Origin of the sequence: Nonomuraea sp. GTA35 (assembly GCF_041950525.1) — a bacterium.
Lineage (GTDB): Bacteria > Actinomycetota > Actinomycetes > Streptosporangiales > Streptosporangiaceae > Nonomuraea.
In genome coordinates, this window is the sequence record NZ_JBGNUV010000012.1 from 118,778 (window position 1) to 130,754 (window position 11,977).

Sequence of the window (11,977 nt, forward strand, 5' to 3'; positions counted from 1 at the left end):
AGACCAAACCCTGGTCCGACGCGCCCCGCCCACCCGCTCCGGCATCGTGAACGCCATGCTGAAGCCCCTCGCCCTGACCCTCACCCTGCTCGGCACAGCCCTACAGCCCTGGCAGGCGACGCCCCCCGCCACCAGTAGCAACAACAGCAGCAGCGGCAGCGCACTCAGCTGGCGCCCATGCCCCAACGACAACGACACCGGCATGGAATGCGCCGACCTCCAGGTTCCCGCCGACTGGCAGAAGCCGAAAGGCCGCGAGATCACCCTCAAGCTCGGCCGCCTGAAAGCCACCGGCGCCTCGAAGGGCTCGGTCCTGATCTCCTACGGCGGCCCTGGCGCCCCGGGCATCGCCACGACCCGATCCCTGCAGAGCTGGTGGACCGACCTGCGCAAGAGCATGGACATCGTCACGTGGGACACCCGCGGCTACGGCAGCGACCAGTTCCAGGGCCTCAGCACGGGACTGCCGTGCACGTGGACCCGCATCCCCATCGCCGACCTCCCGCGCGACGACGCCGACTTCGGCCGCCTGTCCGACACCAACCGCGGCTACGCCGAGGCGTGCCGCCTGAAGGACCCGGAGCTGTTCGCCAACATGAGCTCGGCCGACCACGCCAGAGACATGGAGGCGATCAGGAAGGCTCTGGGTGACGGCAAGCTCAACTACTACGGCGCCTCCTACGCGGGCTTCTACGGCCAGGACTACGCCCGCCTCTTCCCCGGCAACATCCGCACGATGGTCCTGGACGGCACGTGGAACCACAGCGTCGCCGACTGGCAACGCGAGCTCGATGCGATGGCCACCACGAACGAGCAGTCCATGCGGCGCTTCTTCACCTGGTGCGCCACCAACGGCTGCAAGGACGTGCCCGCCCTCTGGCGCAAGCTGATCACCCGGGCGACCGGCACCCCCGTTCCCACCAAGACCCCGAACGTCGCCTACAAGGCCGGCGACCTCCAGTCCTTCGCCCTGGGCCTGGCGCGCCAGGGCGCCGCGGCCTGGCCCAAGCTTGCCACCGCGATCCGCAAGGCGAGCGAGGGCGACGCCTCCGACTTCGTCCCGGCCAGGGGCGCCCGCTACCCCGACCAGGTGACCCCGGTCACGGAATGCACCGACTGGCCCCGCTTCACCAGCCTCAAGCAGCTGACCACCACGATCGCCCGGCTCCGCAAGCTCGCCCCCAACGCCGGCGCCGCCAACACGTTCGCCACGAACACCCTCAACTGCATCGGCTGGCCCGTCCCCGTCACCAACCCGCCGGCGGCCCTTCCGGACAACCTCCCCCCGCTGCTCGCCGCAGGCGCGTGGGGCGAGTCGGACGCAACGGAACGCGTCCTCGCCCAGGTCCCAGGCAGCGTCACGATCCATCACGACGGTCCCGGCCACACGCTCTACGGCATGAACACCTGCGCCCGCGACCACATCAACCGCTACCTCACAGACCGCACCCTGCCCCCTACCAAGACCCGCTGCTGATTCAGCAGCACCCCTTGACGCCCACATCTCCATAGTCTAACTCTAGTAACCGTCACTAGAGAGCAACTCTAGTAACTAACGAGAGGTGCGCGTCATGCTCAACATCGCCAACACGCAACAAGCCGAGGCCTGGAACGGATGGGAAGGCCAGCTCTGGGCCGACAACCCGGACTACTACAACGGCATGCTCGACGGCTTCAACGAGGCGCTCTTCGCCGCAGCCGCGATCCAGGCGGACGACCAGGTGCTGGACGTCGGATGCGGCACCGGCCGCACCACACTGCTGGCGGCCGGCAGGGCGTCACGAGGCACCGCCCTGGGCATCGACCTGTCGGCCCCCATGCTGGAGCGAGCCCGCGCCGACGCCGTCGCCCAAGGCGTGCCCAACGCCGTCTTCGAGCAGGGCGACGCACAGGTCCACGCCTTCGGCGACGGCACGTACGACGTGGCCATCAGCCGTGGCGGCGTGATGTTCTTCGCCGACCTCGTCGCCGGCTTCGCCAACATCGCCCGCGCCCTGCGCCCCGGCGGCCGCCTGGCCATCATCACCTCGGTCCCGGGGTCCCCGGACAGCGACTACTCCCGCGCCACGGCCGCCCTCCGCGACCACATGCGGCGACCGTCCCCCGCCGCCCAGGGCATGATGTCCATGACCGACCCGGCCCGCATCGACCAGGTACTGACCGACGCCGGCTTCACCGACGTCGACATGACCATCGTCGAAGCCATGGAAAACCTCGGCCGCGACGCCACCGAGGCGGCCACCCACATCTGCGCCATGGGCCCGGTCCGCTTCAACCTCTCCCACCTCGACGAACCGACCATCGCCATCCTCCGCGACGCGGTCCGCGACGGGCTACGCCCCCACGAAACCCCGGACGGCGTACAGCTCCGCGGAAAGGTACGCCTGACCACCGCCACCCGCCCCTGACCGACGGAGATAAACCCTCGGCGGCGGGGAACAACCCCCGCCGCCACCCCGGATACCCGAGCTCTCCAACCCGTCAATCGAAGACTCCAGACGGTCCAGCCGTGCACTCGGCGGGTGAAGGGTGCCGGGGGCGGGGCCGCGCTGCCGTACCAGTGGCTCCAGAACGCCGCGAACGAACCCCCTTCGCCGCGCACGAGCAGTCCGCCACGCGCAAACACTTCACCGTGGCCAGCACTTCACCGCCGCAAAGCGCTCCACCCCACTCAAGCACGTCGCCGCAAAGCGCTCCACCCCACTCAAGCACGCCGCCGCCAAAGCGCTCCACCGCACCAAAGCGCTCCACCGAACGCAAGGCTCCACGCACCCAGGCACTCCACCACGCACGAACGCACGCCATCCAGCCCTTGGATGGACTGGCTCGTTCAGCGCAGGGCCCTCTGGAGGAGATCCTGGAGGACGATCTGCTCCTGCGAGGAGAACCCCGCCATGGGCGAGCCCTCCATGAGGATCTCCAGCAGCCGCTCGCGCAGGGCACTCCCCTCGGAGGTCAGGACGAGTTGCTTGGCCCGGCGGTCGCTCGGGTGAGGGCGTCGCTCGACGAGTCCTTGCTCCTCCAGCCGGTCGATGACGAACGTGGCGTTCGACGGCTCACACCCCATCCGGCCGGCCAGCTCCCGCATGGTGAGGGGGCCGCTGAGCTCGCGTAGCGCGGTCGCCTGAGGGGCGGTCAGGTTCAGCGTGACCGCTCGCTCCCTGACGTGCTGCTCGATCTGCCGGGACAGCGCGCTGACGAGCCCGCAGAGGTTCCGCTCGGCAAGAGCCTGAGCTTCGGCAGCCGCACTCCGGACCTCAACGGCACTCCGGACCTCAACGGCGCCCTGGACCTCAGTGCGGGCCTCGGCGGCACCATGCACTTCAGTGGCGCTCCCGACCTTGGCAGCGCCCTCGACCTCAATGGCGCTTCGGGCCTCGGCTGCGCGCCCAGCGTCGGCAGGGCCGCCGATCCCAACGGCGCCCCCGGTCTTGGCCGCCGGATTCCTGGCCTCAGCCGTGCCCATCGCCTCAGCGGTGCGTCCAGCAACATCCGCGCTTCCGCCTTCGCGCGTGACCTCCGTCCCGGCGGCACCCATGGCTGTGCCGACGGTGCCCGTGGCCGTGCCGGCGGTCCGCGTCCCATGAGCGATCGGCACCCCAGGAGCGATCTTCTCCTCGGTCTCGGCGCCTGAACCATCGATGGACGTCATACCGGGCACGATACCTCAAGTCATCACATTTGCAGCTTGAATAGTTCTAGTTGTAAGTTCCTGGCCATGAGCAACTTTGACGAGCGTTTGCGTCGTACGTCACCCATCCGTTCACTCCAGCTCGGAGACCTCAAGATCAGCTATGTGCCCGACGGAGTGGTGGCACTCAAGCCGTACGGCTGGCTCCCCGCCGCGACGAAGCAGGACTGGCAGGACAACGCCGCCTACCTCGACGACGAGGGAAACCTGGTGGCCACGATCGGCGGGCTGCTCGTCGAGCACGGCGAGCGGGCCCTGATGATCGACGCGGGCGTGGGCCCGGTGTCCCTGCCCGACGATCCGGGCAACGAGAAGATCGGTGCTCTGCGTGGCGGCGACCTGCTCGACAATCTCGCCAAGCTGGGTCGTACGCCGGAGGACGTCGAGGCGGTGGCGATCACCCACCTCCACCCCGACCACCTGGGCTGGACCCATCACATCGCCCCCGGCAGTGACCGGCCGGCCTTCGCCCGGTCCGCGTACCTGTTCGGCGAGCCGGAGTGGACGCAGCGGCACCTGAGCGCCGCCAACGACATCACCGAGGAGATGCTCGCCACGATGGAGCCGCAGGCCCGCACCGTCGCCGACGGCGAGGAGATCTTTCCGGGTGTACGGGCCATGTTCACGCCTGGGCACACGGTCGGGCATGTCAGCTACACGATCTCGTCCGGTGGCCAGCGCATGATCGTCTTCGGTGACGCGCTGCACTCCGCGGTGCAGATCCGCCATCCGGAGTGGTCGGCCGGCGTCGACGTGGACTCCGTGGAGTCGGCCGTGCACCGGCGCCGGCTGGTCAAAGAGCTGCAGGAGCCGGACACGATCGGCTTCGGCGGGCACTTCGCCGACGTCGTCTTCGGCCGCGTCCACAACACCGCCGACGGCCCGACCTGGCACCCTGTGGCCTGAAGCAGTCACAGCCACAGCCACAGCCACAGCCACAGCCACGACACACCATCGCTCGCCATCCATCTATCTCCCTTGGGGGCGATCTCAACGCAGGACGCGGGCACCGGCGTTGGGACGGCGGTTCAGGGGTGGCGGTATGAGGATGGCAGTGTGGGGCCCCGATATGGCGGGCGGCAGCATGGGGCGCCGACGTGGCAGCTGCAGCGCGGGGGGCTGCAGCGCGGCGGGGGCTGCAGCGCGGCGGGGGCTGCAGCGCGGCGGACGGCGCCAACGTGGGCGCCGGCGCGGCGAGGGCATCGGCATGGCGGGGTGCCGGCGTGGGCAGCGCGGCGGGGGCGCCATCGTGCGAGGCGCCGGCGTGGGGGCGTCGGCACGGCGGGGCCCCAGCGTTTGGAGCGCCGGCCCGGGGGGCGGCAGCGCGGCGGGGGGCGCCATCGTGCGAGGCACCGACGTGGGAGCGTCGGCGTGGGAGCACCGGCGTGGGAGCACCGACGTGGGAGCACCGACGTGGAGGCGTCGGCGTGGGAGTGGCAGCGGGGCGGGGGCGGGGCCGCCGGGGTCAGGAGAGCGCGAGGCCGACGGCCAGGACGGCGAGGAGGGAGCCCATGGTGAGGCGTTGCAGGCGGAGCCACGAGGGACGCGCCGCCAGGAAGCCGGCGATGCCGCCCGCGGCCACGACGATCGAGAGGTTGACCAGGAGGGCGACCGCCACCTGCACGCAGCCCAGGATGACCCCCTGGAGCAGCACGTTCCCTCGGTCGAGGTCGATGAACTGCGGGATGACCGAGACGTACAGGAGCGCGATCTTCGGGTTGAGCAGGTTGGTCATCAGCCCCATGAGGAAGAGCCTGCGCGGGGAGTCGGGCGGCACCTCCCGCGCGGCGAACACCGACACCCCGCCGGGCTTGAGCGTCTTCCAGGCCAGCCACAGCAGGTACATCGCCCCCGCGATCCGGATGACGGTCAGGAGCCCGGGGAAGGCGGAGAACAACACGGCCAGCCCGAGGTTCGCCCCCACCAGGTAGACGAGGAAGCCCGCCGCGACCCCGGCGAGGGAGATGATCCCGGCTCGCCGGCCCTGGCTGGTGCTGCGGGACACGAGGTACATCATGTTCGGCCCCGGGGACAGCACCATGCCGAGCGCCACCAACACCACGCCGAGCACCGCACTCTGTTCGACCATGACAGCGAAGCTATCGACGACGCAATCTCAGTACAATAGTTACAATTGCACTCGGATCAATGTCGTGGTTGGATCGCGAGGTATGGAGGACTACCGGCGCATCGCGGACTCCATCGCCGCGGACATCACGGCAGGGCGGCTGCGCCCGGGTGACCGGCTGCCGCCGCAGCGGGTCTTCGCGCGGCGCCACGGCATCGCCGATTCCACCGCCGCCCGCGTCTACAGGGAGCTGACCGGTCGCGGGCTGACCGTCGGGGAGGTCGGCCGGGGCACGTTCGTCCGGGCCGCCGCCCCGCAGCCCGGGCCGGCGCTGGTCGAGCCCACGGGCAGCAGGATCGATCTCGAGCTCAACTACCCCGTCGTCCCCGAGCAGTCCAAGCTGCTCGCCGACGGCATCGGCCCGCTGTTGCGTGCCGACGTGCTGGAGGCGTCCATGCGGCCGGTCGGCGCGGCGGGCACCCCGCCGGCGCGACGCGTGGTCGCCGACCTGCTGGCACGCGGAGAGTGGCGCCCGGAGCCGGATCGGCTGCTGTTCGCGGGCAACGGCCGGCAGGCGATCGCGGCGGCCATCGCCGCGCTGGTTCCCGCGGGCGCGCGGCTCGGGGTGGAGGAGCTCACCTACCCGGTGCTCAAGGGGCTCGCGGCGCGGGTCGGGGTCACGCTCGTCCCGCTGCGGGTGGACGAGGCGGGGCTGGATCCTGCGGCGGTCGAGGCCGCCGCGCGCAAGGCCCCGCTCAAGGCGATCTACGTGCAGCCGACGTTGCACAACCCGCTGTCGATCAGCATGCCCGCGGAGCGCAGGGCCGAGCTCGCCGGCGTGCTCGCGCGCCTGGACGTGCCCGCGATCGAGGACTCCATCTGGTCCTTCCTCCGCGACGACCTGCCTCCGCTGGCCGCCTTCGCGCCGGAGCGCACGATCCTCGTCGACAGCCTGTCCAAGCGGCTCGCGCCGGGCCTGTCGCTCGGTTTCGCCGTCGTGCCCGGCCCCGCCGTACCCCGCGTGGCGACGGCGCTGCGCTCGGGCGGGTGGACGCCGATGCGGTTCGCGCTGGAGGCGGCGACCCGCTGGCTGACGGACGACACCGCACAGTCGGTGGGCCGCGCCAAGCAGCGGGACGCGTCCATGCGCCAGGAGATCGCCGCCCGTTGCCTGACCGGTTTCGCCGTCCGCAGCGACCCGCGCTCCTACTACTGCTGGTGGGAGCTGCCGCCGCCCTGGCGGGCCGACACGTTCGTGGCGACCGCCGCCCGGTACGGCATCGCCGTCACCCCCGCCGCCGCCTTCGCCGTCAGCCCCAACAGCGCTCCGAACGCCGTCCGGCTCGGCCTGGCCTCCCCCTCGCCGGACACCCTGTCCCGCGCCTTGACGACCCTCGCCGACCTCGCCCGATCCGCGCCGGACGATCTGGTCGCCGAGTAGCGGCACTCAATGCCCCAGTTGCCCCAGCCGTCCTAGTCGTCGATTGAAGGTGCCGGACGCGGGGCCGGGCTGCCGTGCCAGCTGCTCCACAGCGCCGCGTACGAGCCCCCCGCCGCCACCAGCTCCTCGTGCGACCCCAGCTCGCTGATCCGCCCGTCCTCCACCACGGCCACCCGATCGGCGTCGTGCGCCGTGTAGAGCCGGTGCGCGATGGCGATCACGGTCCGCCCCTCCAGTACGGCGGCCAGCGACCGTTCCAGGTGCCTGGCGGCACGCGGGTCGATCAGGGAGGTGGCCTCGTCGAGCACCAGCGTGTGGGGGTCGGCGAGGACCAGCCGGGCGAGGGCGAGCTGCTGCGCCTGCGCCGGCGGCACCGCGAGCCCGCCCGACCCCACCTCGGTGTCCAGGCCGGACGGCAGCCCCCGCACCCAGTCCAGCGCGTCCACCGCCTCCAGGGCCTTGAGCACGGCGGTGTCGGAGGCGTCGGGGCGGGCGATGAGCAGGTTGTCGCGCAGCGTGCCCTTGAACACGTGGTGCTCCTGGGTGACGAGCGCGACGTGCCCGCGCAGCTCGTCCAGCGGCAGTTCCACCAGCGGCGCGCCGCCCACGGTGACGGACCCCGTGCGCGGCCCGTGGATGCCGGCCAGCAGCCGCCCCAGGGTGGACTTGCCCGCCCCCGACGGCCCCACCATGGCCAGGCGCTCGCCGGGCCGGACGGTGAGCGACACGTCGTGCAGCACGTCGCGCCCCTCCCGGTAGGCGTAGCGGACGCCGGACGCCTCCAGCAGCTCCCCGGAGGGCCGCACCGCGGCGGGCGCCCGGTCGTCGGACACGTTGGCCACCCCCAGCAGCCGCGCCATCGACGCCCCGCCCACCTGCAGCTCGTCCACCCACATCAGGAACCGGTCGAGCGGGTCGATGAGCTGCTGCGCGTACAGGATGGCGGCGACGACCTGGTTCAGCGTCACCCACGAGCTGCTGTAGAACAGGCCGCCGGCCAGCAGGGCGCCCACCACGGGGATGACGTAACCCAGCTCGACGGCGGGGTACCAGGTGGTGCGCAGGCCCAGCGTGTACCGCTCGGCCGCGTACGAGCGGGCGATGTCGCCGTCGGTACGCGCCCGCCGCCGCTCCCGCAGCCCCAGCGCCTCCACGGCCCTGGCGCCCTCGACGGTCTCGGCCAGCCCCTCGGTGACGTCGGCGTAGGCGGCGTTCTCGCGCAGGTAGCCGTCGCGGGCGCGCCGCAGGTACCACCGGGTGGCGATCCACAGCACCGGCCCGGCCGTCAGCATCGGCAGCATGAGCAGCGGGCTGACCAGCACCAGCGCGCCGACGCTGATCACGAACGTGACCATCGCGATCAGCGTCTCGGGCACGGCGTGCCGCACGGTGCGCGACAGGGCGTCCACGTCGCGGGAGGTACGGGTGATGAGGTCGCCGGACCCGGCCCGCTCGACGGTGGACAGCGGCAGGCCGAGCACCCGGTCCACGAACTCCTCGCGCAGCTCGGCCAGCACCTTCTCGCCGAGCCTGGCGGAGGCCAGCACCGCGTACCGGACGAGGACGCCCTGCAGCAGCAGGAAGGCGCCGATGGCGGCGGCCACGACGGCGACGTTGACCTCGACGCCGTACTGGATCTTCTCCACCAGGGCGCCGAGCTGCCACGGGACGACCAGCCCGGCGACGGCGGCCAGGCCGTGCAGGACGAGGGCCAGCGCGAGCCGGCGCGGGTACTTCAGCGTCAGCCGCCTGGCGTAGGCGCGCACGTGTTTGCGATCGGCGATCGGCAGGATCTCGCGAGCCATCAGTCCTCCGCCGGCCGTTCCGACAGCGCCATGTGCGTCAGTCCTCCCCGCGGGTCACGGTCGCGGCGTAGGCGGGGGTGCCGTCCAGGAGCTGGCGGTGCGTCCCCTCGGCCAGCACGCGGCCGTTCTCGACGTAGATCACGTGCTCGGCCCGGTCGAGCACGAGCGGGCTGGTGGTGCAGATCATGGTGGTACGCCCGGAGCGGGCCTTGGCCAGGCGTTCGGCGATGCGGGCCTCGCTGTGGGCGTCCACGGCGCTGGTGGGCTCGACCAGGATCAGCACCTCGGGGTCGGTCAGCAACGCCCTGGCCAGCCGCAGCCGCTGCTGCTGCCCGCCGGAGAACTCCCGCCCGGCCTCGGCCACCCGCGCGTCGAGCCCGTCGGGCAGGGCCTCGAGGATGTCGGTGGCGCAGGCGGCGCCCAGGGCCTCGCGGATCTGCGCGTCGGTGGCGGCGCCGCGCACGTCGAGCTCGTCGCGGAGCCGGCCGTTGAACAGCCTGGCGCCGTTGTCGGCGACCAGGATCCGGGAGCGGACCTGCTCCAGCGGCAGCGTGCGCAGTTCCGCCGCGCCGAACGTGACGTCACCCTCGACGTAGCGGCCGAGCCGGTCGGCGATGGCGATGGCGTCGTCGGGATCGGCGGCTGCGACGGCGGTGAGCGTGCCGGGTTGGAGCGTGACACCGCTGTACGAGTCGCGCAGCACGCCGCCCTCGCTCGCGCCGCTGCCCCCGCTGACCTCGGGCTCGATGGACAGGATCCTGATCACCCGCCCGGCGGCGACGTGCCCCTTGGTGAGCTTGTCGGCGGCCTCGGTGAGCGTGCGCGTGGGCCCGATGAGGAACACGGCGTACAGGTAGAACGCGACGAGCTGCCCGGTGGGGATGTCCCCGGCGACGGCGAACGAGGCGCCGACGCCGGTGACGATCGCGATGAGCAGCCCCGGCAGCACGGTCTGGGCGCCTTCGAGCACCGACTCGACCCCGGCGACGCGTACCCCGGCGTGCCGCACGCGCTGGGACTCGGCGCGGTAGCGGGCGGCGAACACCTGCTCCCCGCCGATGCCGCGCAGCACGCGCAGCCCGGCCACGATGTCGGCGGCGCGGGTGGACAGCTCGCCCGACAGCTCCCGCTGCGCCTGCTGCCGCCTGTGCAGCGGCCGCAGCAGCGGCCCGACGGCGAAGGCCATGAGGGGCACGCCGAACAGCACGAGCAGCCCGAGCGGCAGCGAGGTGGAGATGAGGATCACGGTGACGGTGACGATGGCCAGGATGGAACCGACGCCGCGCAGCAGGATGTCCATGGAGCTGCCGATGTGGGCGATGTCGGAGTTGCCGACGCTGACGACCTCGCCGGTCGACAGCCGCTTCGGCAGCGTGGCGCCGAGCCTGGCGGCCTGCCTGGAGGTGAGCTGCACGGTGCGGTACGCGGCGGCCAGCCAGTTGTAGACGGCCATCCGGTGCCGCATGATCCCGGTGAACGCCTGCAGCAGCCCGAGCCCGAGCAGGATCGCCGACCACGCCAGCAGCGAGCCGGTGTCCTTGGCGGTGACGGACTCGATGCCCTTCCCGAGCACGAACGGCATGAGCGCCTGCACCAGCCACCACAGGCTGGCGTAACCGATGCCTCCCAGCAACGGGACCGTCTGCCGCCGCGCGTTCCACCACAGGAAACGCAGCGGGCTGCGGATGTCGGGCACGCCGGGATCGGCCTCAGGAAGGGAGCGCATAGCCTGACAACCCTGACAGCCGCCCCCGCACGCGGCAAACCATTTTCGTCATCGCGAGAACGCCCGCAAGGTGTACACCAGCGCCACCACCGCCGTGACGGCCAGCAGGACGTAACCCACGGTGTACGCGCCGGTGGCGGCGTAGACGACCCCCATGACGAGCGGCGGGAAGTACCCGCCCAGCCCTCCGGCCGCGCCGACCAGCCCGGTCACGGTCCCCACCCTGGACGCCTCCACCACCTGGGCCACCAGCGCGAACACCCCGCCGGTCCCCAGCCCGAGGAAGAACGCCATGAGCACGAAGCTGAGCCCGGCAGGCACCTCGACGGGCGGCTCCAGCGTCAGCACGAGCGCCATCAGCGCGGTCCCCGCGAACGAGATCGCCAGCACCTTGACGGGCCCGATCCGGTCGGCGGCCGTCCCGCCGAGCGGCCTGGACAGCACGGCGGCGATCGAGAACCCAGCGGTACGCAGCCCGGCGTCGGTCTGCGCGAAGTCGTAGACGTTCTGCAGCAACGTCGGCAGGTAGGTGGAGAACGCCACGAACCCGCCGAAGGCCACCGCGTACAGGAACGCGCACTGCCAGGTCGCCTTGATCTTCAGCGCCTCCCGCATGCGTGGCAGCGCGGAGCCGGTGGCGGGCGACCAGCGGGGTGAGTCGCGGCTGCCGCCCAGCATGACGATGCCCATCAGCACCAGCACCGCGGCCATGAGCAGGTGCGCCTGGGCCCGGCCGAACTCCTCGACCAGGCGCGGGGTGAAGAACGCCGACAGCGCCGTGCCGCCCATGCCCGCCCCGAACACGCCGGTCGCGTATCCGCGCCGCTCCGGCTCGTACCAGGCGTTCACGAACGGGATCCCGATCGCGAACGACGTGCCGGGGACGCCGAGCAGGAACCCCCAGAACAGCAGCCATCCGTACGAGTCGGACCAGCCCACGAACAGCACGGGCACGATCGACACGAAGCAGATGATCGCGAACATGCGCCGCCCGCCGAGCCGGTCGGCCAGCATCCCGATCGGGATCCGCCCCAGCGAGCCGACCAGCACGGGGATCGCCACGAGCAGCGAGGTCTGCGTCGGCGACAGGTGCAACATCCTGCTGTAGCTCCCGGACAGCGGCCCGATGAGGTTCCACGCCCAGAACGTCACCGCGAACGCCACCGTGGCCAGAGCCAGGTTCCGCACCTGACCTTTACCCAGCTCAGAACCTTTACGAAGCTCAGACATACACCCTGTGTAACAG

General features: G+C 71.6%; 9 protein-coding genes. 4 read left to right on the forward strand and 5 right to left on the reverse strand.

The window, feature by feature from the left end:
* The first annotated feature begins 55 nt into the window (after window positions 1–55).
* Window positions 56–1,477, forward strand: coding sequence for an alpha/beta fold hydrolase (locus ACBJ32_RS41430; protein WP_375131452.1), 1,422 nt, complete (start codon window positions 56–58; stop codon window positions 1,475–1,477).
* Between the two features lie 94 nt (window positions 1,478–1,571).
* Window positions 1,572–2,408, forward strand: a complete 837-nt coding sequence (locus ACBJ32_RS41435; RefSeq protein WP_375131453.1) for a class I SAM-dependent methyltransferase — start codon at window positions 1,572–1,574, stop codon at window positions 2,406–2,408.
* Window positions 2,409–2,830: 422 nt separating this feature from the next.
* Here the strand turns inward: ACBJ32_RS41435 and ACBJ32_RS41440 are convergent, their stop codons facing one another.
* A complete protein-coding gene (locus tag ACBJ32_RS41440; protein WP_375131454.1) occupies window positions 2,831–3,652 on the reverse strand; it encodes a MarR family transcriptional regulator in 822 nt (273 codons plus the stop codon).
* Window positions 3,653–3,718: 66 nt separating this feature from the next.
* Between ACBJ32_RS41440 and ACBJ32_RS41445 the strand changes: the two genes are divergently transcribed.
* Window positions 3,719–4,597 (forward strand): MBL fold metallo-hydrolase, encoded by an 879-nt coding sequence (locus tag ACBJ32_RS41445; RefSeq protein ID WP_375131455.1) that lies wholly within the window; start codon window positions 3,719–3,721, stop codon window positions 4,595–4,597.
* 559 nt (window positions 4,598–5,156) lie between these two features.
* Here ACBJ32_RS41445 and ACBJ32_RS41450 read toward each other — a convergent pair.
* The gene (locus tag ACBJ32_RS41450; RefSeq protein ID WP_375131456.1) at window positions 5,157–5,780 is read right to left on the reverse strand and encodes a LysE family translocator; all 624 of its coding nucleotides are present in this window, start codon (window positions 5,778–5,780) and stop codon (window positions 5,157–5,159) included.
* 82 nt (window positions 5,781–5,862) lie between these two features.
* Here ACBJ32_RS41450 and ACBJ32_RS41455 point away from each other — a divergent pair, with 82 nt between their 5' ends.
* Entirely contained in the window at window positions 5,863–7,200 is a 1,338-nt protein-coding gene (locus ACBJ32_RS41455) for a PLP-dependent aminotransferase family protein (RefSeq protein WP_375131457.1), read from the forward strand.
* A 32-nt stretch (window positions 7,201–7,232) separates the two neighbouring features.
* Here the strand turns inward: ACBJ32_RS41455 and ACBJ32_RS41460 are convergent, their stop codons facing one another.
* Genes ACBJ32_RS41460 through ACBJ32_RS41470 form a run of 3 tightly spaced genes read right to left on the reverse strand, consistent with a single transcriptional unit; the run spans window position 7,233 to window position 11,961 of the window.
* Complete coding sequence (locus ACBJ32_RS41460; protein ID WP_375131458.1) at window positions 7,233–9,005, reverse strand: ABC transporter ATP-binding protein; 1,773 nt, start codon at window positions 9,003–9,005, stop codon at window positions 7,233–7,235.
* A gap of 37 nt (window positions 9,006–9,042) precedes the next feature.
* On the reverse strand, window positions 9,043–10,731 hold the full coding sequence (locus ACBJ32_RS41465) for an ABC transporter ATP-binding protein (RefSeq protein WP_375131459.1): 1,689 nt from the start codon (window positions 10,729–10,731) through the stop codon (window positions 9,043–9,045).
* Between the two features lie 48 nt (window positions 10,732–10,779).
* Complete coding sequence (locus ACBJ32_RS41470) at window positions 10,780–11,961, reverse strand: nitrate/nitrite transporter (protein WP_375131460.1); 1,182 nt, start codon at window positions 11,959–11,961, stop codon at window positions 10,780–10,782.
* Window positions 11,962–11,977 lie beyond the last annotated feature (16 nt).

Excerpts from the sequence above, each read along its gene's own strand:
- ACBJ32_RS41430 (WP_375131452.1), top strand. The coding sequence starts at position 56 with ATGCTGAAGCCCCTCGCCCTGACCCTCACCCTGCTCGGCACAGCCCTA.
- ACBJ32_RS41435 (WP_375131453.1), top strand. The coding sequence starts at position 1,572 with ATGCTCAACATCGCCAACACGCAACAAGCCGAGGCCTGGAACGGATGG.
- ACBJ32_RS41440 (WP_375131454.1), bottom strand. The coding sequence starts at position 3,652 with ATGACGTCCATCGATGGTTCAGGCGCCGAGACCGAGGAGAAGATCGCT.
- ACBJ32_RS41445 (WP_375131455.1), top strand. The coding sequence starts at position 3,719 with ATGAGCAACTTTGACGAGCGTTTGCGTCGTACGTCACCCATCCGTTCA.
- ACBJ32_RS41450 (WP_375131456.1), bottom strand. The coding sequence starts at position 5,780 with ATGGTCGAACAGAGTGCGGTGCTCGGCGTGGTGTTGGTGGCGCTCGGC.
- ACBJ32_RS41455 (WP_375131457.1), top strand. The coding sequence starts at position 5,863 with ATGGAGGACTACCGGCGCATCGCGGACTCCATCGCCGCGGACATCACG.
- ACBJ32_RS41460 (WP_375131458.1), bottom strand. The coding sequence starts at position 9,005 with ATGGCTCGCGAGATCCTGCCGATCGCCGATCGCAAACACGTGCGCGCC.
- ACBJ32_RS41465 (WP_375131459.1), bottom strand. The coding sequence starts at position 10,731 with ATGCGCTCCCTTCCTGAGGCCGATCCCGGCGTGCCCGACATCCGCAGC.
- ACBJ32_RS41470 (WP_375131460.1), bottom strand. The coding sequence starts at position 11,961 with ATGTCTGAGCTTCGTAAAGGTTCTGAGCTGGGTAAAGGTCAGGTGCGG.